A 24,875-nucleotide genomic window follows, 5' to 3' on the forward strand; every position below is an offset into this window, starting at 1 on the left:
CTCCGTGTCAGTGCAGGGTACGCGGGATGGCCAGCACGAAAGGTGCGACCGGCGCGGCAAATTCAGTGCCATCGTCGGCAACCATGTCGTAGTGGCCCTGCATGGTCCCGTGGTCGGTGCCCAGCATGACACCCGAGGTGTAGTGGAAGTCTTCACCGGGCCGCAGGCGCGGCTGTTCGCCGATCACGCCATCGCCATCGACATGCTCGACGCGACCGTTGGCGTCGGTGATGCGCCAGTGGCGCGCGATCAGGCGCGCGGCCACGCGGCCACGGTTGCGGATGCGGATCGTGTAGGCGAACGCATAGCGGCCGTCTTCCGGCGCGGATTGGTCGTCGAGGAAGCGCGGGGCAACTTCAACGGAGATGGCGTAAACGTCAGCGTCTTCCATACCGGCAGTGTAATCAGGTGGCATTGGCCAAAGCGATGAATTCAGCCACATCCAGCTGTTCGGCACGGGCATCGGGGCGCACGCCGGCAGCGGCGAACTGTTCGGCGGTCACCACCTTGCTCAACGCGTTGCGCAGGGTCTTGCGGCGCTGGCCGAAGGCGGCCTTGACCACCTCGGCAAAGCGCGCGTGATCGTGGATGGCGATGGTGGCCGGGTCGCGCGGCACCAGCCGCACCACGGCCGAATCGACCTTCGGCGGCGGCCGGAACGCGCCCGGCGGCACCACGAACAGCGAAGTGACCTGGCAGTAGGCCTGCAGCATCACGCTCAGGCGGCCGTAGACCTTGCTGCCCGGGCCGGCGGCCATGCGGTCGACAACTTCCTTCTGCAGCATGAAATGCATGTCGCGGATGACCGCGGCATGTTCCAGCGCATGGAACAGGATGGGCGAGGAGATGTTGTAGGGCAGGTTGCCGACCAGGCGGATCGGCTGGCCGGCGGCCAGTTCGGTGAAATCCACGCGCAGCACGTCGCGGTGGACGATGGTCAGCTCGCCCAGCGGCTCGGCGGCCGCGGTGAGCGGCGCGATCAGGTCGCGGTCGAACTCGATTACGGTCAGTTTCGGATGGACGCGCAGCAGGGGCAGGGTGATCGCACCCTGGCCAGGGCCGATCTCGACCAGGCGGTCGCCATCCTTGGGGTTGACCGCCATCACGATCTTGTCGATGTAGTGGCGGTCGGCCAGGAAATGCTGGCCAAGCTGTTTCTTGGCCGGGGCGGTAAACACCGGGCCGGAGGGGGAATGCGGGGAATTCATGCGCTCAGTGTACGTTGCCGGGCCAATTGCGCACACAGGGCCGTGGCGGCCTGCAGGCTGGACGGGTCGGCAATGCCGCGTCCGGCCAGGTCCAGCGCGGTGCCATGGTCGACCGCCACGCGCGGGTAAGGCAGGCCCAGGGTCAGGTTCACGGCCTGTTCGAAGCCCGAATACTTCAGTACGGGCAGGCCCTGGTCGTGGTACATGGCCAGCACGGTGTCGAACCCGGCCAGCTTGGCCGGCAGGAAGGCGGTGTCGGCCGGCAGTGGCCCGACCAGATCCATGCCCTCTGCGCGCAAGCGCTGCAGCAGCGGAATGATCAGGTCCAGTTCCTCGCGGCCCAGATGGCCGTCTTCACCGGCATGCGGGTTCAGGCCCAGCACGGCGATACGCGGGGCGGCCAGGCCGAACTCACCGCGCAACGCGGCATGCACCGTGCGCAGGGTGTGTTCCAGGGCAGGCGCGGTGATCGCATCGGCCACTTCGCGCAAGGGCAGGTGGGTGGTGGCCAGCGCAACGCGCACGATGTCGTTGGCCAGCATCATCACCACCTTAACCCCGGCCTGGTCGGCCAGCAGTTCGGTGGTGCCGCTGTAGGCAATGCCGCCTTCGTTGATGACCGCTTTGTGCACCGGGCCGGTGACCACGCCGTGCAGTTCGCCGGACAGGCAGGCCTGGCCGGCACCGAGCAGGGCGCCGATGACAGCGCTGGCGTTGGCCGGGTCGGCCTGGCCGAAGCGGCTGGGCGCGGCATTGGCCACCACGCGCAGGCGCAGATCGCCAGGCAGACGCGCGTGCGCATCTTCCGGCAGCAGTTGCAGGGGCAGGTTCAGCGCGGCGGCGGCCGCGCGCAGGGTGTCCGGGTCGGCGAAGGCCAGCAGCCGGCAATCATCGCGCGGCTGCTGTACCAGGCGGACACACAGTTCCGGACCGATCCCGGCGGGCTCGCCCGGTACCAGCGCGAGCTCGGGGCGCATGGGTCAGGACTGCGGCGGGGTGGCGGTGTTTTCCGCCCGGTCGCCGCTGCGGAAGCTGACGTAGGCTTCGCCACGCAGTTCCTGCAGGAAGCGGTTGTATTCCTCTTCCAGCTTGCGGCGGCCGATGGTTTCACGCACCTGGGCACGCTGGTTGTCGCTGGTCACGTCGGTCTGGCGCGTGGCAACGCGCTGCACGATGTGCCAGCCGGCATCGGTACGGAACGGCTGGCTGACGCCGCCATCCTGGATGCCTTCGACCTGCTGGCCGAACGCCGGACCGAAGGCATCGGCCGGGAACCAGCCCAGATCGCCGCCCTGGCCCTTGCTGTTGCTGTCTTCCGACGATTCCTTGGCCACCTGCTCGAAGTCGGCACCACCGGCCACGCGGGCACGCAGGGTGTCGATCTTGGCCTTGGCGGCGGCATCGGTCTGGTTGCCGTCCACGCGCACCAGGATATGGCGGGCATGGTATTCGGTGACCGTGTGGGCACCGGCGGCGGCGTTGGCATCACGCACTTCCACCAGCTTCAGCAGCTGGAAGCCGCTGGGGCCGCGGATCGGGCCAACCACATCGCCGGCCTTCATCTGCTGCATCATCTGCGCGAATGCCGCCGGGATTTCGTCCAGCGTGCGCCAGCCCAGATCGCCGCCTTCCAGCGCGTTGGGGCTGTCCGAATAGCGCACGGCAGCGGCGTTGAAGTCCAGCTCGCCCTTGTCCAGCAGGGCCTTCACGCCGTCGGCCTTCTTCTGGCCGGTAGCGATCTGGTCGGCGTTGGCGCCGTCGGGCAGGGCGACCAGGATGTGCGCCAGGTGGTACTGGTTGCCGGCGGTGGCCTGCTGCTTCAGCGCGGCGTCCACTTCACCCTCGCTCACGCTGATGCGGCTCTGCGCGAAGCTCTGGCGCAGGCGCTGCACGGTGATTTCGTCGCGCACCGAGGAACGGAATTCCTCGAAGTCGATGCCGTCATGGGCCAGGCGCTGGCGCAGGCTGTCCAGGTTGGAACCGTTCTGCTGGGCGATGGAGTTCATCGCCTGGTTCAGTTCCTGGTCGCTGACACGGATGCCGCTGCCCTGGGCGCGGGCCACCTGCAGCTTCACCAGCACCAGGCGCTCCAGCACCTGGCGGCTGAGCACGTCGTCCGGCGGCAGCTGGTTTTCGCGGCCCACGTACTGGGCCTTGATGTTGGCGATGGCGCGCTGCAGTTCACTCTGCAGGACCACGTCCTCGTCGACGACCGCAGCAATGCGGTCCAGCGGCTGGGCCTCCTGCGCGATGACCTGCAGGGGGGCGGACACGCTGGACACCGCCAGCAGCGAGGCGAGAAGAACGGGGAAGCGCTTGGTCATGGGATCAGATTCGGATCGTAGTCGTCCCGGGTCACCCCGGTATTGCTGGGCGGCACCAGATAAAGGTCGTCGCGGTTGTACCCGAGGATAGCACGGCGCAGGGTACGGTCCGTGTCCTGGCCCAGCGAGCTCAGGCCCTTCAGCACGAACTCGATCTGGATGGAATTGTTCAGGTCGCCTTCGCGGTTGCGCACGTACCGGCGGGCCACGGCACGCACGGCCAGGCAGCAGCTGTCCCACTGCACGCCGCCGATGATTTCCAGCGGCGCCTTGTCTTCCAGCGAGTAGTAGTAACGGCCAACCAGGCTCCAGCGCGCATTCAGCGGGTACAGGAACGACAGGTCGGCCTGCTTCAGCAGGTCGGTGCCGTCGGGGTTGATGCGGTGGCGGTAGGTCAGGTTGACCACGCCATCGTTGGACATCAGGTAGCGGGCGCGGAAGCTGGCCAGGTCCTCACGCTTGTACTTGGGGTCCCACTGGTAGGTGGCGCTCAGGGTCCAGCGGTCGTTCACCATGTAGTTGGCGTCGGCGATCCAGGCCGACTTGCCCTTTTCAACCGGTGCGCCGCCCGGGGTGGTGGTCACCCGCGATTCGTCGAAGTACTGGATCTGGCCGATGCTGGCCGAGAACCGTTCCTTGCCGGTGGTCTGGTCGATGAAGCGGGTGCCCAGCGCCATGGTCAGCTGGTTGGCATCGTTCTGGCGGTCGGCGCCGGTGTAGCGCGAATCGCGGAACAGCTGGCCCCAGCTGAAGGTGAAGTCACGGGTGTCGAACAGCGGCAGGTCGTCCTGGTTGCGGTACGGCGTGCGCAGGTAGAACAGGCGCGGCTCCAGGGTGTGCAGGAACGACTTGCCACCGATGGTGGTTTCGCGGTCGAAGAACAGGCCGGCGTCCAGGCTGGCGATCGGCAGCGAGCGGCTGGGCGAGGTGTTGCCGCGCAGCTGTTCGGCGCTGGCCGTGGCCGGATCGATGCCCTGCGAGGTCAGCACCGTTCTGCGGATGCTGTCGGCCAGGCCACGTTCCAGGTCATAGGCGGTATAGCGGTAGGCCAGGGTCGGGGTGACATACCAGGCCGCGCCGCTGAACGGGAAGGAGATCGACGGCTTGATGTCCAGGCGCGAACCGCCGTCCATGCGGGTCACGTTGCCGGTGCGCGCATACTCCTGGTCCGCGCCGTACTTCTCATTCACGTCGTCGTGGGTGAAGCGCACCGCCTCGGCGTACAGGCTGGTTTCGACCCACGGCAGCAGCGGCTTGTCCCAGGTGAAGTACAGGCGCGGCTGTCGGTTGTAGGCCAGTGCCGATTCGGTCAGGGTGTAGTCGGTCAACTGCCAGCGGTCGGCCATGATGCCGGCGGTCCAGTCCTTGCCGGTGCCGTACAGGCCGATGGTGCTCTGCAGGTTCGACGCGGTCACACCGACCAGACGGTTGGAGAAATCCTCCACGTAGCGCTCGTCGCTGACCCAGGCCAAGTTGGCGCGGGCCTGCCAGTGGCTGTCCACGTTGTGGTAGCCACTGAACATCACCCGGCCGCGGTCGCGGTCGCGCAGCTTGTCGTTGGGGATGTAGGCGGTCAGCAGCTCGCCGCGGCCGCCGTTGTAGAGATAGCGGAACTCGTTGTCCAGCATCAGCCCGCGCTCGCTCATGTAGCGCGGCATCAGGGTGTCGTCGTAGTTCGGCGCCAGGTTCAGGTAGATCGGCTGGGTGTAGTCGAAACCATTGCGGCCGGACATGCCCAGCTGCGGGAACAGCAGGCCGGTCTTGCGGCGGTCGTCGATCGGGAACTTGAAGTACGGCGCCCACAGCACCGGCACCTTGCCGATGCGCAGCACCGCGTTGCGGGCGGTACCGAAGCCTTCGTCGTTATCCACGTCGATCTGCGGTGCGGTCAGCTTCCACACCGGCTGCGAGGGGTCGCAGGTGGTGTAGGTGGAGCGATGCATCTGGCCCACGGCGCCCTGCAGGTCGACCGATTCGGCCTCGCCGTTGCCACGGCGCGACACCAGCTGGTACTGGATGTCGGTGATCTTGTGGGTGTCGCTTTCCTGGTTGCCCTCGGCGCGCTTGGCCACCATGCGGATCGAGGAATCCTGGTAGCGCACGTTGCCGTCGGCGATGTAGTTGCCGGTGTCGGTATCGAAGCTGAGCTTGTCGGTGCCCACGAACTGGTCGCCGCGGCGCAGGGCGACGTTGCCCTGGTACTGCGGCACGGTGGTGGTGCCCAGCAGCTGGTCGCCTTCGATGTCGGTGGGCTGCTGCTCGCGCTGGGCGCTGGCGGCGGCCGCGTCCTGCCCCGGTACCGGGGTGGGGGCATCGGTGAAGGCGGGAATGACTTCGGTGGCCGGGCACAGGCCCCAGTTGAGCGGCTTGTCATCGGCCATCGCCGGCAGGCAGACAGCGATGCTCAGGGGCAGGGGAAGCAGGCGGAGGGCTCGGCGCACGCGGTTCGGATTCGGGCGAAAACGGACCGTAGATTGCCCCATCCCTTGCATAGGGGCAATGAAGGCGTCCGGCCGAGGCCGGTTCGGGTTCATCCTGGGCGCGCCGCAGCGGCCCCCTGCAGCAGGGTCTGCACGTGGGCCACGCTGCATTCGGCCAGCGCCTGCAGGTCGTAGCCGCCTTCCAGCATGGACACCACGCGGCCGGCCCCATGGCGCCGCGCCAGCGCATGCAGTTCGCCGGTGATCCAGGCGAAATCCTCGGTTTCCAGCATCAGGTCCGCCTGCGGGTCGCGCAGGTGGGCATCGAAACCGGCCGAAATCAGCAGCAGCTGCGGGCGGAAGTCGTCGATGGCCGGCAGCATCTCGTCGGCCCAGACGTTGCGGAAGCGGAAGCCACCGCTGCCCGGCGGCAGCAGGATGTTCATCAGGTTGCCGGCGCCACGGTCGCGGCGCAGGCCCGAGTTGGGGAACAGGCCGGCCTGGTGGGTGCTGTAGTACGACACCCGCGCGTCATGCTGGAAGATGTCCTGGGTGCCGTTGCCGTGGTGCACGTCGAAGTCGACCACGGCAATCCGTTCCAGCCCGTGGCGGTCGCGCGCATAGGCGGCGGCGATGGCGATGTTGTTGAGCAGGCAGAAGCCCATGGCCGTACTGCTGGTGGCATGGTGGCCCGGCGGGCGCACCGCGCAGAACGCCAGCGGGTCATCGCCCAGCATCACCGCGTCCACCGCAGCCACGCCGGCACCGGCGGCGTGCACGGCGGCGCTGGCCGAACCGGGCGAGGTCCAGGTGTCCATGTCCAGCTGGCGCAGCGGCAGGGTCTGCGGCTGCAGCACGAAGTCGAGCAGGGCGCTGTCGTGGACCCGGCTCAGCTCGCCGAACTTGGCCGGCGGGGCCTGCTGCCAGTCCAGCTGGCCGGGGAAGGCCTGCTGCAGGGCGTCGAGCACCACCTGCAGCCGTTGCGGGCATTCGGGATGGCCCGGACCCGGGTCGTGCAGCAGGCAGGACGGATGAGTGAAGACCCGCACGTGCTCAGGCCTGCCGGTGCTGCGGTTGCCACAGCGCTTCGCCGTGGCCATCGGCGCGGGCCAGCACGCGGGCCAGCACGAACAGCAGGTCCGACAGGCGGTTGAGGTAGTGCAGGGCTTCGCCGCGCACGGCCTGCGCCCGGGCCAGGCTGACCGTTTCGCGCTCGGCGCGGCGCACGATGGTGCGGGCCAGGTGGCAGCGCGCCGCCGCCTCGCCGCCAGCGGGCAGGATGAATTCCTTCAGCATGGGCAGGCCGGCGTTGTAATGGTCCAGCTGCTGTTCCAGTGCGGAAACGTCGGCGGCATGGATGGCCGCATGGCCAGGCACGCACAGCTCGGCGCCCAGATCGAACAGCTGGTGCTGCAGATGCACCACCAGCGCACGCACGTCGTCAGGCAGCGGCGCGGCCAGCAGCAGCCCCAGGGCGGCATTGGCTTCGTCCACGGTGCCGTAGGCGGCGACCCGCAGATCGTCCTTGGCCACCCGGCTACCGTCGCCCAGGCCGGTGCTGCCGTCGTCGCCGGTGCGGGTGTAGATGCGCGAAAGCCGATGCCCCATGCCGGTGCTCAGTGGTGGATGTCGCGGCGGGCCTGGTGCAGCTTCAGCATCTGCTCCACAGCCAGTTGCAGCGCCGCAGCCAGGACCACGTAGATGGCGGTGGTGCGCAGGTATGGCCCGAACCACTGGGCGTAGTTCTGTGCCCAGCCGGCCAGGGTCGGTTCGGCCACGTTGCGGCTGGTCCAGTAGAACCCACCCTGGGCCAGCAGGTGGCACAGCGCCACCGACACCACCAGCAGCGGCACGCCCTTGGCCAGCACCGACCAGTGCGCGCCGTGGTAGTTGTGGCCCAGCAGCAGGCCGCCGGCCCACAGCGAGAAATACGCCGGCAACAGCAGCCAGTAACCCGGCGACACGCAGTAGTGCTGCCAGAAGTCCAGCCCCGCGCTGCGGATCACGATCCAGTCCACCAGCACGGCGAACACCATCAGCAGCGGGAACGCCCAGCGGGTCCAGCGGGCCAGATAGAAGCCGCCGATGAAGAACACGGCCCAGGAGGCATCGGGGATGGCTGCGAAGTGGTTCACCCGGGTCGCCGCCAGCAGCAGCACAAGCACGGACAGGACAAAGGCGCGATGGGCGGTGTCGGACATGGCGAAGACCCGTGGGGCGGATTCAGCTTCCATTCTAGCCCGCCGCGCGGCCCTGCGCAGGCGCGGCGTGCCGGGTCTGGATGGCGTGGCGAGCGCGTATCATGGGCCCATGAGTGAACGACATGACGTGCTGATCGTCGGTGGCGGTCTGGTCGGGGCCAGCCTGGCCATCGCCCTGGAGCGGCTGGGCCGCAATGTAGCCCTGCTGGAAGCCAGCCCGGCCGGTGAACTGCCGGCGGTGTTCGACCAGCGCAACCTCAGTTTCGCCGCGGCCACCGTGAACGCACTGACCGCGCTGGGGGTGATGCAGAAGCTGGCGATGCCGCCCGGCCCGATCCGTCGCATCCACGTCAGCCGCGCCGGCGACTTTGGCCGCGTGCAGATGGATGCGGCCGATTACGACCGGCCGTGGTTCGGCCAGGTGGTGGTGGCCCGCGACTTCGGCCAGGCGCTGGAGGCGCGGCTGCAGGAACTGCCGCAGCTGCAGCGCTACCGCCCGATGCGTTTCATCGGCCTGGGTGCAGTGGTCGACGGTTACCGGCAGGTCCATGTGGCTGACGATGCGGGCGAGCGCGTGCTGCTGGCCCGGCTGGTGGTGGGGGCCGATGGCACCGCCAGTGGCGTGCGCGATGCGCTGGGCATTGCGGTGGACCGCCATGATTTCCAACAGACCCTGTTCGTGGCCCGCGTGCGCAGCCAGCGCGCGCCCGATGGCAGTGCGTGGGAACGCTTCACCGATACCGGCCCGACCGCGCTGTTGCCGCGCGGCGACCGCCACTTCGGCTGTGTGCACGGCGTGGCCCGCGACCAGGCCGAGGCGGTGATGGCGCTGGACGATGCGGCCTGGCTGCAGCGCCTGCAGCACACGCTGGGCTGGCGCGCCGGGCGCTTGCTGGAATCGGGCCCGCGCAGTGCCTACCCGCTGGTGCAGGTACTGGCGCGCGCGCTGGTGGGCGAACGCGCGGTGCTGCTGGGCAACGCCGCGCAGACCATCCACCCGTTGGGCGCGCAGGGCTTCAACCTGGGCCTGCGCGACGCGCTCACCCTGGCCGAGCTGCTGGAGGCGGCCGATGAAGATGCAGGCCGCGAGGCACTTCTGCAGGCCTACGTGGCCCGGCGCGCGGAAGACCGGCAGCAGACCGTGGCGTTTTCCGGTGGGCTGGCACGGCTGACCAGCAATCCGGCACCGCTGCTGCGCCCGCTGCGCAGCCTGGGCCTGGTGGCGGCACAACGCGCCTCGGTGCAGTCGATGCTGGTCGGCGGTGCCATGGGCTTCCGTGGCGACGTGCCGCGCCTGTGCCGTGGGGAGGCTGCATGAGCCGGCGCATGCGACTGGATGTGGCCGTGGTGGGCGGCGGCGTTGTCGGCGCCGCCTGTGCACTGGCGCTGGCCGATGCCGGTCTGTCGGTGGCGCTGGTCGAAGGGCGCGAGCCGCCGGCCTGGCAGGCGGCGCAGCCGGATCTGCGGGTGTTCGCCTTCGCCGCCGACAACGTGCAGCTGCTGCAGCGCCTGGGCGTCTGGCCGGCCATTGCACAGGCGCGTGCCTGGCCCTACCGGCGCATGCAGGTGTGGGACGCGGCCGGCGGCGATGACCTGCTGTTCGACGCAGACCGCTTCGGTCGGCGCGAGCTGGGGTTCATTGTTGAGAACGGCCTGCTGCAGGACCGCCTGTGGGCCGCATTGCCGGCGGCGGGCGTGCAGCTGCATTGCCCGGGGCGGGTGGAAGCGCTGGAACAGGACGACGAAGGTGTACGCCTGCGGCTGGACGATGGGCGTCGCGTGGATGCCGCATTGGCCGTGGCCGCCGATGGCGCCGATTCCACCCTGCGCCGCTTGGCCGGGATCGAGGTGGAATCGCACGATTATCACCAGCGTGGCGTGGTGGCCTACGTGGACAGCGCGCTGCCCAATCAGGCCACGGCCTGGCAGCGTTTCCTGCCGACCGGCCCGCTGGCCCTGCTGCCGGTGGCCGAGCGCCGCAGTTCGATCGTGTGGACCCTGCCGGAAGACGAAGCGGCACGCGTGCTGGCGCTGGACGACGCCGCGTTCAATCGCGAGCTGACCCGCGCCTTTGCCGGCCGGCTGGGCGAACTGCGCCTGGCCTCGGCGCGCGCGGCGTTCCCGCTGCGCCGGCAGCTGGCCCGCCACTATGTGTCCGGTCGCGTGCTGGCGCTGGGCGATGCGGCGCACGTGGTGCACCCACTGGCGGGGCAGGGGGTGAACCTGGGCCTGCGCGACGTGGCTGCCCTGCAGCAGTGGCTGGCACCCTCGGCCGAGCGCCGTGGCCAGCCGCGCCTGTCGCCGCAGCGGCTGCAGCGCTGGGCGCGGGAACGGCGCAGTGACAACCAGATCGCCGCCTACAGCTTCGATGCGATCAACCGGCTGTTTTCCAACGACGAAATGCACCTGACCCTGGCCCGCGGCCGCGCGCTGGGCTGCGTGGGCAAGTGGCCGCCGGTGGTACAGGCATTCTGGAAGCGCGCCGCCGGCGTCTGAACGGCACGCCGCTCTGGCACCTACCCACCGCGCGGCACGGCTTTGGTAGGTGCCAACCTCGGTTGGCACGTCTGTCAGGCAACGTCAGCCCAGATGGGGCGAAGGTGTTTCCGAGGTTGTGCCAACCAAGGTTGGCACCTACCGACTGCGCGGTACGTTGCCCTGGCACCCACCGACCGCGCGGTACGCCGCTCTGGTAGGTGCCAACCTTGGTTGGCACGTCTGTCAGGCAACGTCGGCCCAGATGGGGCGAAGGTGTTTGCGAGGTTGTGCCAACCAAAGTTGGCACCTACCAACTGCGCGGTACGTTGCTCTGGCACCCACCCACCGCGCGGTACGCCGCTCTGGTAGGTGCCAACCTTGGTTGGCACGTCTGTCAGGCAACGTCGGCCCAGATGGGGCGAAGGTGTTTGCGAGGTTGTGCCAACCAAAGTTGGCACCTACCAACTGCGCGGTACGTTGCTCTGGCACCCACCCACCGCGCGGTACGCCGCTCTGGTAGGTGCCAACCTTGGTTGGCACGTCTGTCAGGCAACGTCGGCCCAGATGGGGCGAAGGTGTTTGCGAGGTTGTGCCAACCAAAGTTGGCACCTACCAACTGCGCGGTACGTTGCTCTGGCACCTACCCACCGCGCGGCACGGCTTTGGTAGGTGCCAACCTTGGTTGGCACGTCTGTCAGGCGACGTCTGCCCAGATGGGGCGAAGGTGTTTCCGAGGCTGTGCCAACCAAGGTTGGCACCTACCGAATGCGCGGCACGTTGCTCTGGCACGCACCCACCGCGGCACGCGGCTCTGGTAGGTGCCAACCTTGGTTGGCACGTCTGTCAGGCAACGTCGGCCCAGATGGGGCGAAGGTGTTTGCGAGGTTGTGCCAACCAAGGTTGGCACCTACCGACTGCGCGGTACGTTGCCCTGGCACCCACCGACCGCGCGGTACGCCGCTCTGGTAGGTGCCAACCTTGGTTGGCACGTCTGTCAGGCAACGTCGGCCCAGATGGGGCGAAGGTGTTTGCGAGGTTGTGCCAACCAAGGTTGGCACCTACCGACTGCGCGGTGCGTTGCCTTGGCACCCACCGACCGCGCGGTACGCCGCTCTGGTAGGTGCCAACCTTGGTTGGCACGTCTGTCAGGCAACGTCGGCCCAGATGGGGCGAAGGCGTTTCAGAGGTTGTGCCAACCAAGGTTGGCACGTCTGTCAGGCAACGTCGGCCCAGATGGGGCGAAGGCGTTTCAGAGGTTGTGCCAACCAAGGTTGGCACCTACCGACTGCGCGGTGCGCGCCTCAGCGCAGCGGCGAGGCGAGCACCGTGATCTCTTCACGGTCGTGGTACAGCTGCTTGGCCCGTACCACCAGCGGCTTGCCTGCCTGTTCCTGGAACAGGTCCAGGCACAACCGCGTCTCGTCCCAGCGCTTCTTCATCGGCAGCTTCAGGTTGAAGATCGCGTGCCGGCACCAGCCTTCGCGGAACCACGTAGCCATGCGTTCGGCCACGCGGCGCGGCTGTTCAACCATGTCGCAGACCATCCAGTCCAACGGCTGGTCCGGGTGCCAGTGGAAGCCGTCGGCGCGCAGGTGTTCGACCAGCCCGGTATCCAGCACGTGCTGGCGCAACGGGCCATTGTCGATGCTGAGCACATGCACGTGCTGGCGGGTCAGCACCCAGGTCCAGCCGCCGGGCGCGGCGCCCAGGTCGGCCGCGCGCATGCCCGGTTTCACCAGGGCCTCGCGCTCTTCCGGTGCCAGCAGGGTCAGCAGTGCCTCGTCCAGCTTCAGCGCCGAACGCGACGGGGCTTCCGGCAGCAGCTTCAGGCGCGGAATGCCCAACGCCCACGGCGCGCTGTCGGCCGGGTCGGCCACGCAGACGAACGCATGTGTGCCATCGACGAAGACCACATGCAGCCGCGGCAGGCGCGGGTTCGGCTTGTCGGTCAGCTTGCCGGCCTTGCGCAGCGCCGGGCGCAACGCATTGCCGAACGCGCGGGCCAGGCCGGACAGCGGCTTGCCGGCATCCGAATCGGGGTGTTCCACCCACAGATCGCCGAAGCGCGGCGCATCGGCCAGCACCTCCAGCATCGGGGTGATGCGGTCGCTCGGGTCCAGCTGCGGCAGCTCGGCCAGTACCACCAGCTTCTGCCGCGCGAAGATCAGTTCGCGCCACGGCAGGCGCGGGGCCAGCGCGGCGGCTTCGTCGCACATGAACAGCACGTAGCCGTCATTGCGCTGGGTGCGTGCATAGCCGGCGAAACCGGCCTGGCCGGCGCGGTGCTGCAGCTCGCCGGCCAGCTCGGGCTCGAAGCCCTGCCGGCACAGGCAGAGCAGGCCGATTCCGGTCTCAGTAACGGGTGCCATCGGCTTCCCCATAGGCACGCAGCACGCCGCGCGCGGCATCGCGGTTCAGGCCCTGCACCACTTCAATGCCGCGCTTGTTCAGCTCGCCCACCCAGTCGGCCGGCAGCGGGCCTTCGTCGAACGGGGTCAGTTCTTCCACGTCGGCCGAGCTGGCGCCGATCAGCAGGCGGTCGATGCCGGCCCACACGGTGGCGCCGTAGCACTGGCAGCACGGCTGCGAGCTGGTGGCCAGGGTTACCGGCGACAGCACCGCGTTCAGGCGCGGGGTCTGCAGGCGCTGCTGGGCCAGCATGTAGGCCATGTTTTCGGCGTGGGCCAACGAGGTGGCGTGCGGCACGACGCGGTTCACGCCGGCGGCGATCACCTTGTCATCGGGGCCGAACACGACGGCGCCGAACGGGCCGCCACTGGCGTGTTCGACATTCAGCCGCGACAGCTCGATCGCCAGTGCGACCTTGGCCTCGTCGCCCGGATAGCGACGATCCAGGTCGATCTGGTCGTGGATCCAGGCGGGAAGGGTCAGGTGGACTTGCGCGTACAGCATCGCGGGGGTGCCTCGTAGGGTGGAAAGGTGGGGCAGGAACAACAGCCGGCGCGCAGTGTAGCCGCAGCGGCATGCAGCGGGGGTGTCGGCGCGGGATCAGGCGTCGGTTTCGGCGTCCGTGTCGGTGCGGACCACCACGTACTGCTTGCGGAACTCCAGCCCGGCCTGCGGCCAGCGCGCAGCGTAGGCGCGCAGCAGGGGCAGGGCGGCGGGGAAATCATGGCCGTTCACCCGGCAGTCGGCCTCGCACTGGCCGTCGGCATCGCGCGAGGCGAACAGGCGGATGCCGAGGAACTGGCGGGTCTTCAGCAGATCGTTGAACGCCTCCAGGCTCTGGGTGAACAGGCAGCAGGGGCAGGAGCCGTGGTCGTCCTCGCTGCAGGCGGCGGTTTCATCGCGGGGTTCACTGCGGTAGTGGGCCAGCGGCCCCAGCACCACCGCGCGCGCCAGCGCCGTGCCGGTTTCCTCGGCCGGGTAGCGCAGGGTCAGCATCTGCAGCTCCGGCGCATCGTCGGCGCCGATGGCCGCCTGCAGGGTGGCCAGGTCGACCCGCACCCAGTTTTCGAAGCCGGACAGCACTGCATCCTGCTCGCTGTCGCCGGCGGCGTGCTGGTACTCGAACAGGCCGTCAGCGAACAGTTCCGGATGGCGTGCCTCGATCACCGTGGAGGTCTGCCAGCCGCCATTGTCGCGGGCGTTCGACGCAACGCCGTGCGCGACCAGGCGCAGGCCGCTGTCCAGCACCAGCTCGGTGCCGTCGACGGTGCAGGCAATGTCGCGGCCGTGCAGGACCTGCATCAGCAGCGGAAGAAACGGGTTGGCGGTAGCGGTCATGTCAGGCCTGTCAGTGAAAGGGGGCAGCGGTCACAGCGCTTCGCGTTCGTCGCGGTAGCGCTGCGCCTGTGACTGCTGCTGCGGGTCATCGCCATGGTCGCGCAGCCAGGTGTCCAGCTCGCGGCGGTAATCAGCGCGGAAGCGCTCGTTGCCGGGGCTGAAATGCAGCCTGCGTGCGGCCACCTCCACCCGCTCGCGTGCACGGGCGCGTGACTGGGCGATGCCATGCGGCGATTCGTTGGTGAGGATCACGATGCTGCGCGGGAAGCCCGGCGCGTACTTCACCACGAAGGGCTGGCCCTGTGCGGGAATGCGGATCGCGTTTTCCAGCGGCCACAGCGAGATCGTGTTGGTATGGAACACCACGTCCACATCCTGGCCATCGGCGGTGTGCACCACCGCCTCGTAACGCCAGATGTAGCGGTCGTTGAGGGTGGAACTGGTTTCCTCGGCCTTGACGATCACCGCTTCGCCGCGCTCGCCGATCCCGTTCACCCAGGCCGCATTGACGAACGAACCCAGGAAAATGTTCAGCATCGCCAGCGGAAACATGGCGATGAGGTACAGCGGGGTGCGCCGCCACCACGACAGCAGCCCGGCCAGCGCCATCAGCACCGGCAATGCCAGCAACGGGTGCTGGGACAGGAACCAGAGCAGGGCGGAGAGGGCGGCGGTCATTGTCGCGGGCGTGCGGGCGCCGTCCTGGCGCCCGCGCGGTTCCTCAGGCCGACCAGGTGTCGCGCAGGGTCACGCTGCGGTTGAACACCGGCTTGGCTTCGGTGTGGTCGCGGCGGTCGGCGACGAAGTAGCCGGTGCGCTCGAACTGGAACGACTGTTCCGGCGTGGCGCTGGCCGCGGCCGGTTCAACATAGCCGGTGACGGTGCGGCGCGATTCCGGGTTCAGGTAATCGCGGTAGGTCTTGCCTTCCGATTCGTCGTCCGGGTTCGGCACCGAGAACAGGCGGTCGTACAGGCGGATTTCCGCCGGCACGCCATGCACGGCGCTGACCCAGTGGATGGTGCCCTTCACCTTGCGGTTGGCGCCTTCCATGCCCGGGCGCGATTCCGGATCCAGCCAGCCGCGCAGCTCGGTGATGGTGCCATCGGCATCCTTGATCACTTCATCGCAGCGGATGATGCCGGCGCCGCGCAGGCGCACTTCGCCGCCCGGTACCAGGCGCTTCCAGCCCTTGGGCGGCACTTCGGCGAAGTCCTCGCGGTCGATCCACACTTCGCGTGCGAACGGCACCTGGCGGCTGCCGAAGCTCTCGTCCTTCGGGTGGTTGCTGAAGGTCAGCTGTTCTTCGTGGCCCTCGGCCAGGTTGGTCAGCACCAGCTTCACCGGGTCGATCACCGCCATGCGGCGCGCCGCGGCGCTGTCCAGGTCTTCGCGCAGCGCGCCTTCCAGTACGCTGAAATCGATCATCGAATTCTGCTTGCTGATGCCCACGCGCTCGGCGAACAGGCGCATCGCGGCCGGGGTGTAGCCACGGCGGCGCAGGCCCTGCAGGGTCGGCATGCGCGGGTCTTCCCAGCCGTCCACCAGCTGTTCGGTCACCAGCGCCATCAGCTTGCGCTTGCTCATCACCGTGTAGTTGATGTTCAGGCGCGAGAACTCGATCTGGCGCGGCTTGGCCGCTTCGCGCGGCAGGCCGGCGTCGACCAGCGGCTGGGTCAGCGCATCGTCATGGGCGAAATCGACGTTGTCCACGCACCAGTCGTACAGCGGGCGATGGTCTTCGAATTCCAGCGTGCACAGCGAGTGGGTGATGCCCTCGATGGAATCGCCCAGCGCATGGGCGAAGTCGTACATCGGGTAGATCGGCCACGCGTTGCCGGTGTTCTGGTGCTCGACGTGCTTGATGCGGTACAGGGCCGGATCGCGCAGGTTGATGTTGCCGCTGGCCATGTCGATCTTCGCGCGCACGGTACGCGCGCCGTCGGGGAATTCACCGGCACGCATGCGGCGGAACAGGTCGAGGTTTTCCTCCACGCTGCGGTCGCGCCACGGCGACGGGCGGCCCGGCTCGGTCAGGGTGCCGCGGTAGGCGCGCACTTCCTCGGCCGACAGATCGCAGACATAGGCCTTGCCCTGTTCGATCAGCTTCTCGGCGGCCAGGTAATAGGTCTGGAAGTAGTCCGAGGCATGGCGCAGCTCGTTCCACTCGAAGCCCAGCCAGCGCACGTCGTCCTGGATGGCGGCCACGTACTCGGGGTCTTCCTTGGCCGGGTTGGTGTCGTCGAAGCGCAGGTTGCACACGCCGCTGAACTCGCCGGCCAGGCCGAAGTTCAGGCAGATCGACTTGGCATGGCCGATGTGCAGGTAGCCGTTCGGCTCGGGCGGGAAGCGGGTCTTGATCGCCTGGTGCTTGCCGCTGGCCAGGTCCTCGCGCACGATCTGGCGGATGAAATCGCGCTTCTCGTGGCTGTCGGCGGGGGTCTCGGGGCTGGCGGGGGTGTGCTCGGACATGAGTCTGGGGCGAAAAAGGGCAGAAAGACCAACAGTCTAGCGCGTACCGGCCAGGGCTGCCGGGGTTTGCCGCCATGCCCGGCGGGCGCAGCGGCGCGATTCAGGCCCCGGGCGTATGCTGGAACCCTGCCCCGAGGAGCTGCCCCATGCACATCGTGTACAAGGCCGACAACCTGTTCGACGCCCACCTGGTGAAGCACGCGCTGGAAGACGCAGGCATTCCCGCCTTCGTGTTCGGCGAATCGCTGCTGGGCGGCATGGGCGAGCTGCCGCTGTTCGGCGTGCTGCGGGTCGGCATACCCGACGCGGCGCGGCCGCAGGCCGAAGACATCGTGGCCGGGCTGGACTTGGGCCAGGGACCGGCCGACCCCATTTCAGATGCAGACGATTGGGTCGGACAACCGGCGTAGGAGCGCATCATGTTGGGAATTGGCCAGGGCATCCTCGGCATCGGGGCCTTCAAGCAGCGTCTGCCGCGTGCGGAAGAGGCACTGCCGGGGCGCGACCAGCCGTTGCCGCTGCACAGCAACCAGCACTTCGTGAACAGCCATCCGCTGAAGGACCGCTTCGCCGGCCTGCAGCAGATCCGTTTCGCGCTGGGCTGTTTCTGGGGCGCCGAGCGCAAGTTCTGGAGCGAACCGGGCGTGTACAGCACCTCGGTGGGCTATGCCGGTGGCATCACCCCGAACCCGACCTACGAAGAGGTCTGTTCGGGCCTGACCGGCCACACCGAAGTGGTGCAGGTGGTGTTCGATCCGGCGGTGGTCAGCCTGGAGCGGCTGCTGCAGCTGTTCTGGGAAAGCCATGACCCGACCCAGGGCATGCGCCAGGGCAACGACACCGGCACCCAGTACCGTTCGGCCATCCATGCCACGAGCGAGGCGCAGTACGCGGCCGCGCTGGCCAGCCGCGAGGCCTACCAGGCACAGCTGGATGCGGCCGGTTACGGGCCGATCACCACCGAGATCGTGTACCCGGCGCCGGAGTACTACTACGCCGAGGATTACCACCAGCAGTACCTGGCGAAGAACCCGAACGGCTACTGCGGGATTGGCGGCACCGGCGTGAGCTGCCCGATCGGGCTGGATGTGGAGGCGCCGCGCTGACGCGCGGAGGTCCGCCTGTAGAGCCGACCGGTAGAGCCGACGGTAGAGCCGACCGGTAGAGCCGACTGTTAGTCGGCTGACAGCAAAAGCGGCTCTGGGTTGCTGAGGATCCGGCGGGACGGGGGCGGCTGGCAGGACACGCCGCAAGTACGTCCCTGTAGGCTCGTAGGCGCCATCCATGGCGCCTGCGGTCCTGCCAGCCGCCCCCGTCCCACCTTCGACAGCTTCCCGGTGGCGGTAGGTAAGAGCATGGGTTACTGACGAACTGGTGGAAAAGAAAAAGGACGCGTCCTTCGCCGCGTCCTTTTTCTTTGATCGTGCATTGCCCCGTAGAGTCGAGCTTGCTCGACTGCGAGCAAGCGCAGCGCGCGACCCGCTGTTGCTCTTCTTTCCTTCTTCCGTGGCGGGCGGCCACCGGGAACTGTCAGAGGGCGGGCGGGTTGGGTTCGCGGGAGTGTCCGCCGCATGGGCCCGAGGCATGCCTCGGGCGGGTTGGGCAGGACGCCCAACCCCGGTCTTGCCGTGTGTGCAGGACAGCGCACACGAGCAAGCGGCGGCCAAGCCGCCAAGGATGGGTTTACGGCGTCTCCCGCGAACCCGACCCGCCCGACCCAGCGCGGCTGTTGTTCCAGCAGTCAGTCGAGCAAGCTCGACTCTACCGAACCGAGCCCCCCGCCACGAGGGGCTCAGCCGTTGGCCGCAATCACAGTTCCGAACGGATGCGCTCGCGCAGCGCCTGCAGGTCCTTGGCGAAGGCGTCGATACCGGTGGCCAGCTTCTCGGTGGCCATCGGGTCCGCTGCCAGGTCGGCCGCGAACTTCGCCGCGTCGATCGGGGTCACCGCCACGCCGTCGGCCGCACCGGCCACCAGCTTGCGCGGCAGTTCGCCGTGGTCGGCGTCCAGCTTTTCCAGCAGGTCCGGCGAAATGGTCAGGCGGTCGCAGCCGGCCAGCGCTTCGATCTGCGCGGTGGAACGGAACGAGGCGCCCATCACCACCGTCGGCGAACCACGGCGCTTGAACTCGGCATACACGCCGCGCACGAACTTCACGCCCGGGTCTTCGTCGATGTTGGCCGGGGTCTGGCCGTTGGCCACGTACCAGTCCAGGATGCGGCCCACGAACGGCGAGATCAGGAACGCGCCGGCTTCGCTGCAGGCCAGCGCCTGGGTCGGGTTGAAGATCAGGGTCAGGTTGCAGTCGATGCCTTCGGCCTGCAGGATGCGCGCCGCTTCCACGCCTTCCCAGGTGGCGGCGATCTTGATCAGGATCTTTTCGCGCGGCACGCCGGCGTCGGCGTACATCTGGATGAACTGGCGGGCCTTGGCCACCGTCGCAGCGGTGTCGTGGGCCTGGTCGGCGTCCACTTCAGTGGACACGCGGCCCGGCACCAGGGTGCTCAGCAGGGCGCCCACGCCGATGGTCAGGCGGTCGGCCACGGCATGCACCACGGCTTCGCGGTCGCCGCCCTGCTGGCGGCCCCAGGCCAGTTCGCGCTCGATCAGCTCGGCATAGACCGGCAGGTCCAGTGCCTTCTTCACCAGGGTCGGGTTGGTGGTGCAATCCACCGGCTGCAGGCGCTTGATCGCGTCGTAGTCACCGGTATCGGCAACGACTACCGACAGTTCGCGCAGCTGGGACAGTTTGGACGTGTTGCTCATTACGGCTCCTGGTGCAGGGAAATCGGATCGCGCGCGGTGCGCAGCGGGTTTCAGGGGCGGTCGTTGTGGACCGCGGTCACGCGCAGCCGCAGCTTGCGGCCGCCGGGGGCGTTCCAGTCGATGCTCTGGCCAACGGCCAGGCCCAGCAGGGCGCTGCCCACCGGGGCCAGCACGGACACCTTGCCTTCATCGACATTGGCTTCGCGGGGGAAGACCAGGGTCAGGACGTGCTTCTCGCCCGAGACCTCATCTTCGCACTCCACGCGCGAATGCATCATCACGATGCCTTCGGGAATCTGATCCGGCGCCAGCACGGTGGCCCGGTTGAGTTCCTGGGAAAGCGCGAGCGCGGCAGGCGTCTGGCTCAGCGCGGGGGAATCGAGCATGGCCTCCAGGCGGTCCATGTCGAAGCTGGAAACGGTGATCGACGGCGGCAGGCCGCTGGCGGTGTTCATGGTGGTGCTCCTTGGTTGAAAGCCATGCAAAAGGCGGCGCTTCGAGCGCCGCCTGGGGCTATTGTGGGGACAAATGTGGCCGGAATCGACTCCCGGCCGTGCCGCGGCAGGTTCGACGGGGTTCAGCCGTTCAGCAGCGGCTGCGCCACCACCGGCGCTTCGCCGGCCGGCACGCCCTGGTCGTCCAGGGTGAACAGCGCCTGCGGCAGCTGTTTGAACTGTTCGGCCAGGTCCATCAGGAAGCCATGCATGGCCGAGCTGCGCCGCCAGATCATGGCGATGCGGCGGCTGGGCCGGCCTTCGCCGACGAAATCGATCAGGCGGATGTTGCTCGAGCGCGGCACCGGCGGCTGCACCGACAGGCTGGGCAGCAGGGTGATGCCCACGTCGGCGGCGACCATCTGCCGCAGGGTTTCCAGGCTGGTGGCGCGGAATTCGGATTTCTCGTTGGCGCCGAACAGGCGGCACACTTCCAGTGCCTGGTCGCGCAGGCAATGGCCGTCTTCCAGCAGCAGCAGCTTCTGCGTGGCCAGTTCCTGCACATCCATGTGTTCGCGGCGGGCCAGCGGATGGCGGCCGGAAACGGCCAGCAGGAATGGCTCTTCAAACAGGAATTCGGCATGCAGCTGGTCGTCCACCACCGGCAGTGCCAGCAGCGCCGCGTCCAGCCTGCCGTCGCGCAGGCGCTCCAGCAGCACATCGCTCTTTTCTTCCACCAGCAGCAGTTCCAGTTCCGGGAAGCGGCTGCGGATGCGCGGAATGACGTGCGGCAGCAGGTACGGCCCCAGGGTGGGGAAAATGCCCAGGCGCACGGTGCCGGCTTCCGGGTCGCGGTTGCGCCGCGCTGCTTCCTTCAACTGCTCCACTTCGGACACGATCACCCGCGCCCGCGCGGCCGCTTCCTGGCCGGCGGGGGTCAGCATCACCTTGCGCGGCGCACGTTCCACCAGCGGCAGCCCCAGCTCTTCCTCCAGCTTGCGGATCTGGGTGGACAGCGTGGGCTGGCTGACGAAACAGGAGGCGGCGGCCCGGCCGAAATGCTTGTGATCGGCCAAGGCCACCAGGTACTTCAGATCGCGTAGGTTCATCCTTCAGACCCCAGGGAAAACGGACCGGCGGTCGGCTTGGTCGACCCAGCAGGCTAACGATGTTCCCGGTGGGCTGGGAACGGTGGATCAGGCCGCTTCGGCCACCGCACCACTGCCGGTGCTCACCGACGAGCGGATCAGGTGGTCGAAGGCGCTGAGTGCCGCGGTGGAACCGGCGCCCATGGCGATGATGATCTGCTTGTAGGGTACCGTGGTGCAATCACCGGCGGCGAACACACCCGGCACGTTGGTCTGGCCACGGTCGTCGATCACGATCTCGCCGCGCGGCGACAGCGCCACGCTGTCCTTCAGCCATTCGGTGTTGGGCAGCAGGCCGATCTGCACGAAGATGCCTTCCAGCTCGACGCGGTGGGAATCGCCACCCACGCGGTCCTTGTAGACCAGGCCGGTCACCTTGCTGCCATCGCCCAGCACTTCGGTGGTCTGTGCGCTGGTCAGTACAGTCACGTTGCCCAGGCTGCGCAGCTTCTTCTGCAGCACTTCGTCGGCACGCAGGCTGGAATCGAACTCCAGCAGCGTTACATGCGACACGATGCCGGCCAGATCGATGGCCGCTTCCACGCCGGAATTGCCGCCGCCGATCACCGCCACGCGCTTGCCCTTGAACAGCGGGCCATCGCAGTGCGGGCAGTAGGCCACGCCCTTGTTGCGGTACTGGTCTTCGCCCGGCACGTTCATCTGCCGCCAGCGCGCGCCGGTGGACAGGATGACCGAGCGCGACTTCAGCACCGCGCCATTTTCCAGCTGCACCTGCACCAGGCCGTCTTCACCGGCCGGCACCAGCGCGCTGGCGCGCTGCAGGTTCATGATGTCCACTTCGTACTCGCGCACGTGCTGTTCCAGCGCCGTGGCCAGCTTCGGGCCTTCGGTTTCCTTCACCGAAATGAAGTTCTCGATGGCCATGGTGTCCAGCACCTGGCCACCGAAGCGCTCGGCGGCGATGCCGGTACGGATGCCCTTGCGCGCGGCATAGATGGCCGCTGCGGCACCGGCCGGGCCACCGCCCACCACCAGGACGTCGAAGGCGTCCTTGGCGGCGATCTTCTCGGCATCGCGCTTGCCGGCGTTGGTGTCCAGCTTGGCCACGATCTGCTCCAGGGTCATCCGGCCCTGGTCGAACACTTCACCGTTGAGATAGACGGTGGGCACGGACATGATCTCGCGCTTTTCCACTTCCTCCTGGAACAGCGCACCGTCGATGGCCACGTGCTGGATGCGCGGGTTCAGCACCGCAGCCAGGTTCAGCGCCTGCACCACGTCCGGGCAGTTCTGGCAGGACAGCGAGAAGTAGGTTTCGAACTTGTACTCGCCTTCCAGGTTCTGCACCTGCTCGATCAGCTCGGCGGTGGCCTTTGACGGATGACCGCCCACCTGCAGCAGCGCCAGCACCAGCGAGGTGAACTCGTGGCCCATCGGCAGGCCGGCAAAGGTCAGGTGGATATCCTGGCCCGGGGTACCCAGGTCGAACGAGGGCACGCGGCCCTGGCCATCGCGCAGCACCTGCAGCGAAATCTTGTCCGACAGGCTTTCCAGGGTCTGCAGCAGTTCCAGCATTTCCTGCGACTTGGCGCCATCGTCGGCGCGCGCGGTGATCTGGATCGGGCGGGTCACGCGTTCCAGATAGGTCTTCAGCTGCGACTGCAGGTTGGCGTCCAACATGGTTCTCTCCTGGTTTCAGGCAAAGCGTGGGCGTGGCACCGCTGTAGAAGGTAGCGGACCAGCAGGGGGTAGGGGTGAACCCAAGACAGCGACCGTGGAAGGGGCTGGCTGGCCAAGGCTGGCGTGCGTTGGCTGTCTTGGGTTCACCCCCACGCCGGCGTGGGGCCGGCACGGGGATGAAGGGCGCGCACTGGCGTGGGGCCAGCGCAGGCCGGTAGCGCTTTAGATCTTGCCGACCAGGTCCAGCGACGGGGTCAGGGTCTTCTCGCCTTCCTTCCACTTGGCCGGGCAGACCTGGTTCGGGTTGGCGGCGGTGAACTGGGCGGCCTTCAGCTTGCGCAGGGTCTCGGCCACGTCACGGGCGATCTCGTTGGAGTGGATCTCCTGGGTCTTGATCACGCCTTCCGGGTTGATGATGAAGGTGCCACGCAGGGCCAGGCCTTCTTCTTCAATGTGCACGCCGAAGGCGCGGGTCAGCTTGTGGGTCGGGTCGCCCACCAGCGGGAACTGGGCCTTGCCCACGGCCGGCGAGGTTTCGTGCCAGACCTTGTGCGAGAAGTGGGTGTCGGTGGTGACGATGTAGACCTCGGCGCCGGCCTTCTTGAATTCGGCGTAATGGTCAGCGGCGTCTTCAATCTCGGTCGGGCAGTTGAAGGTGAAGGCGGCCGGCATGAAGATCAGGACGGACCACTGGCCCTTCAGGCTGTTGTCGGAAACCTTGATGAACTCGCCGTTGTGGTAGGCATTGGCTTCGAACGACTGGATCGGAGTGTTGATCAGGGACATCGTTTTTCCTCTGGGTGAAGGGGAGTGGGTGAATCGACAGGAGCTAGGTTACCGATTCCGCATCGATAAGAACAATGCATTGATTTCATCTATTCAATAGATACTGTCTATTGAAATTCAGTGGGTAGCTTGCCAATTGGACGCCAACCGTCCTGCAACTCTATGTATGGAAAGGAAAATTTCCTGGACCGGCGGCGTGGGCCTGATAGCCCGCCCTTATGCCAGTCCCGCCAACCTGAACGAACCCCGCTTTTGTAGAGTCGAGCCATGCTCGACTGCTTTTGCCTTGTAGAGTCGAGCCATGCTCGACTGCTTTTGCCTTGTAGAGTCGAGCCATGCTCGACTGCATTGCCGAAGCAGTCGAGCAAGCTCGACTCTACAATTGCAGCATGTCCTTTGAATCCGAATCCTCGCTGCGCCAGATCGTGGCCGCGGCCACCGCCCGGCTTGGCGGCCTCGACGCCCGCCACGAGGCCGAACTGCTGCTGCTACACGTGCTGGAGCGCCCGCGAAGCTGGCTGTTCGCCCACGCCACCGAACCGCTGCCGGAAGCTGAACAGGCCGCCTTCGAGGCGCTGCTGGCCCGCCGCATGGCTGGCGAGCCGGTGGCCTACCTGACCGGACGCCGTGGCTTCTGGACCCTGGATCTGGACGTCGACGCCGCTACCCTGATCCCGCGACCGGAAACCGAGCTGCTGGTGGGGCTGGCGCTGGAGCGCCTGCCGCCGGACCGCGCCCTGCAGGTGGCCGACCTCGGCACCGGCAGCGGTGCGATTGCCCTGGCCCTGGCCAGCGAGCGCCCTCAGGCGCAGGTGCTGGCCACCGACGCCAGTACTGCTGCACTGGCCGTCGCCGCGCGCAATGCCACACGCCATGAACTGCGCAACGTGCGCTTCGCCGAGGGTGGGCGTGACTGGTATGCGCCGCTGCAGGGCGCGCGCTTCGACCTGATCGCCAGCAATCCGCCCTATATCGCCAGTGACGACCCGCACCTGCAGCAGGGCGACCTGCGCTTCGAACCGGCCACGGCACTGGCGTCGGGCGTGGATGGCCTGGACGACATCCGTGCCATCGTCGAAGGCGCCTGCGCGCACCTGCAGCCCGGTGGCTGGCTGCTGGTCGAACACGGCTGGGACCAGGGCGCGGCGATCCGCGCGCTGTTCGACGCCGCGGGCCTGGCCGAGGTAAGCACCGCGCAGGACCTTGAACAGCGCGACCGGGTCACCCTGGGGCGGCGACCGGCCTAGAATGG

Annotated in this window: 23 protein-coding genes; 5 read left to right on the forward strand and 18 right to left on the reverse strand. The window is 67.8% G+C overall.

The features are described from left to right. Positions 1-7: 7 nt before the first annotated feature. The 8 genes from apaG to C1933_RS03665 form a co-directional block, all read right to left on the reverse strand. Complete coding sequence (gene apaG / locus C1933_RS03630; protein WP_108752223.1) at positions 8-391, reverse strand: Co2+/Mg2+ efflux protein ApaG; 384 nt, start codon at positions 389-391, stop codon at positions 8-10. Positions 392-404: 13 nt separating this feature from the next. Then, positions 405-1,208 (reverse strand): 16S rRNA (adenine(1518)-N(6)/adenine(1519)-N(6))-dimethyltransferase RsmA, encoded by an 804-nt coding sequence (gene rsmA / locus C1933_RS03635; RefSeq protein ID WP_108748589.1) that lies wholly within the window; start codon positions 1,206-1,208, stop codon positions 405-407. Continuing rightward, positions 1,205-2,185, reverse strand: coding sequence for a 4-hydroxythreonine-4-phosphate dehydrogenase PdxA (pdxA, locus tag C1933_RS03640; protein ID WP_108752224.1), 981 nt, complete (start codon positions 2,183-2,185; stop codon positions 1,205-1,207). Before pdxA ends, rsmA begins: the two co-directional genes overlap by 4 nt. Positions 2,186-2,188: 3 nt before the next feature. Continuing rightward, positions 2,189-3,532: a peptidylprolyl isomerase gene (locus tag C1933_RS03645; RefSeq protein WP_108748591.1), complete on the reverse strand. Its 1,344-nt coding sequence runs from the start codon at positions 3,530-3,532 to the stop codon at positions 2,189-2,191. After that, positions 3,529-5,973 carry an LPS-assembly protein LptD gene (lptD, locus tag C1933_RS03650; RefSeq protein ID WP_234414650.1) on the reverse strand — a complete coding sequence of 815 codons (2,445 nt, stop codon included), beginning with the start codon at positions 5,971-5,973 and terminating at the stop codon, positions 3,529-3,531. The genes C1933_RS03645 and lptD overlap by 4 nt, the downstream gene beginning before the upstream one ends. 89 nt (positions 5,974-6,062) lie before the next feature. Beyond that, on the reverse strand, positions 6,063-7,001 hold the full coding sequence (locus C1933_RS03655; RefSeq protein WP_108751474.1) for a histone deacetylase family protein: 939 nt from the start codon (positions 6,999-7,001) through the stop codon (positions 6,063-6,065). A gap of 4 nt (positions 7,002-7,005) precedes the next feature. Then, a complete protein-coding gene (locus tag C1933_RS03660; RefSeq protein ID WP_108752226.1) occupies positions 7,006-7,560 on the reverse strand; it encodes a cob(I)yrinic acid a,c-diamide adenosyltransferase in 555 nt (184 codons plus the stop codon). Between the two features lie 8 nt (positions 7,561-7,568). Further along, the gene (locus C1933_RS03665; RefSeq protein ID WP_108752227.1) at positions 7,569-8,153 is read right to left on the reverse strand and encodes a hypothetical protein; all 585 of its coding nucleotides are present in this window, start codon (positions 8,151-8,153) and stop codon (positions 7,569-7,571) included. Positions 8,154-8,262: 109 nt separating this feature from the next. Between C1933_RS03665 and ubiH the strand changes: the two genes are divergently transcribed. Then, a complete protein-coding gene (ubiH, locus tag C1933_RS03670; protein WP_108752228.1) occupies positions 8,263-9,471 on the forward strand; it encodes a 2-octaprenyl-6-methoxyphenyl hydroxylase in 1,209 nt (402 codons plus the stop codon). Then, the gene (locus C1933_RS03675) at positions 9,468-10,649 is read left to right on the forward strand and encodes a UbiH/UbiF family hydroxylase (RefSeq protein ID WP_108752229.1); all 1,182 of its coding nucleotides are present in this window, start codon (positions 9,468-9,470) and stop codon (positions 10,647-10,649) included. Before ubiH ends, C1933_RS03675 begins: the two co-directional genes overlap by 4 nt. A gap of 1,283 nt (positions 10,650-11,932) precedes the next feature. Here the strand turns inward: C1933_RS03675 and rlmM are convergent. The 5 genes from rlmM to C1933_RS03700 all read right to left on the reverse strand — a co-directional run bounded on the left by rlmM (position 11,933) and on the right by C1933_RS03700 (position 16,848). Further along, positions 11,933-13,000, reverse strand: coding sequence for a 23S rRNA (cytidine(2498)-2'-O)-methyltransferase RlmM (gene rlmM, locus C1933_RS03680; RefSeq protein WP_108752230.1), 1,068 nt, complete (start codon positions 12,998-13,000; stop codon positions 11,933-11,935). Further along, complete coding sequence (locus C1933_RS03685) at positions 12,984-13,544, reverse strand: nucleoside deaminase (protein WP_108752231.1); 561 nt, start codon at positions 13,542-13,544, stop codon at positions 12,984-12,986. Before C1933_RS03685 ends, rlmM begins: the two co-directional genes overlap by 17 nt. A 96-nt stretch (positions 13,545-13,640) precedes the next feature. Further along, the gene (locus C1933_RS03690) at positions 13,641-14,378 is read right to left on the reverse strand and encodes a DUF6348 family protein (protein ID WP_108752232.1); all 738 of its coding nucleotides are present in this window, start codon (positions 14,376-14,378) and stop codon (positions 13,641-13,643) included. A 30-nt stretch (positions 14,379-14,408) separates the two neighbouring features. Continuing rightward, positions 14,409-15,056 (reverse strand): hypothetical protein, encoded by a 648-nt coding sequence (locus tag C1933_RS03695; RefSeq protein ID WP_108752233.1) that lies wholly within the window; start codon positions 15,054-15,056, stop codon positions 14,409-14,411. Between the two features lie 43 nt (positions 15,057-15,099). Continuing rightward, positions 15,100-16,848: a glutamine--tRNA ligase/YqeY domain fusion protein gene (locus C1933_RS03700; RefSeq protein ID WP_108752234.1), complete on the reverse strand. Its 1,749-nt coding sequence runs from the start codon at positions 16,846-16,848 to the stop codon at positions 15,100-15,102. Positions 16,849-16,994: 146 nt separating this feature from the next. On the opposite strand from C1933_RS03700, the gene C1933_RS03705 reads away from it, so the two are divergent. Continuing rightward, complete coding sequence (locus tag C1933_RS03705) at positions 16,995-17,258, forward strand: DUF2007 domain-containing protein (RefSeq protein WP_108752235.1); 264 nt, start codon at positions 16,995-16,997, stop codon at positions 17,256-17,258. A gap of 30 nt (positions 17,259-17,288) precedes the next feature. Continuing rightward, the gene (gene msrA / locus C1933_RS03710) at positions 17,289-17,954 is read left to right on the forward strand and encodes a peptide-methionine (S)-S-oxide reductase MsrA (protein ID WP_199911441.1); all 666 of its coding nucleotides are present in this window, start codon (positions 17,289-17,291) and stop codon (positions 17,952-17,954) included. A 703-nt stretch (positions 17,955-18,657) separates the two neighbouring features. Here msrA and C1933_RS03715 read toward each other — a convergent pair. The 5 genes from C1933_RS03715 to ahpC form a co-directional block, all read right to left on the reverse strand. Continuing rightward, entirely contained in the window at positions 18,658-19,614 is a 957-nt protein-coding gene (locus C1933_RS03715; RefSeq protein ID WP_108752237.1) for a transaldolase, read from the reverse strand. A 50-nt stretch (positions 19,615-19,664) separates the two neighbouring features. After that, on the reverse strand, positions 19,665-20,069 hold the full coding sequence (gene rnk, locus C1933_RS03720) for a nucleoside diphosphate kinase regulator (RefSeq protein WP_108752238.1): 405 nt from the start codon (positions 20,067-20,069) through the stop codon (positions 19,665-19,667). A gap of 122 nt (positions 20,070-20,191) precedes the next feature. After that, complete coding sequence (locus C1933_RS03725; RefSeq protein WP_108752239.1) at positions 20,192-21,157, reverse strand: LysR substrate-binding domain-containing protein; 966 nt, start codon at positions 21,155-21,157, stop codon at positions 20,192-20,194. A gap of 87 nt (positions 21,158-21,244) precedes the next feature. Next, positions 21,245-22,837 (reverse strand): alkyl hydroperoxide reductase subunit F, encoded by a 1,593-nt coding sequence (ahpF, locus tag C1933_RS03730; protein WP_108752240.1) that lies wholly within the window; start codon positions 22,835-22,837, stop codon positions 21,245-21,247. Between the two features lie 222 nt (positions 22,838-23,059). Beyond that, positions 23,060-23,623, reverse strand: coding sequence for an alkyl hydroperoxide reductase subunit C (ahpC, locus tag C1933_RS03735; protein ID WP_107229920.1), 564 nt, complete (start codon positions 23,621-23,623; stop codon positions 23,060-23,062). Between the two features lie 389 nt (positions 23,624-24,012). On the opposite strand from ahpC, the gene prmC reads away from it, so the two are divergent. Next, positions 24,013-24,870: a peptide chain release factor N(5)-glutamine methyltransferase gene (prmC, locus tag C1933_RS03740; RefSeq protein WP_108752241.1), complete on the forward strand. Its 858-nt coding sequence runs from the start codon at positions 24,013-24,015 to the stop codon at positions 24,868-24,870. Positions 24,871-24,875 lie beyond the last annotated feature (5 nt).

It is taken from the genome of Stenotrophomonas sp. ZAC14D2_NAIMI4_6 (assembly GCF_003086875.1).
Taxonomy (GTDB): Bacteria; Pseudomonadota; Gammaproteobacteria; order Xanthomonadales; family Xanthomonadaceae; genus Stenotrophomonas.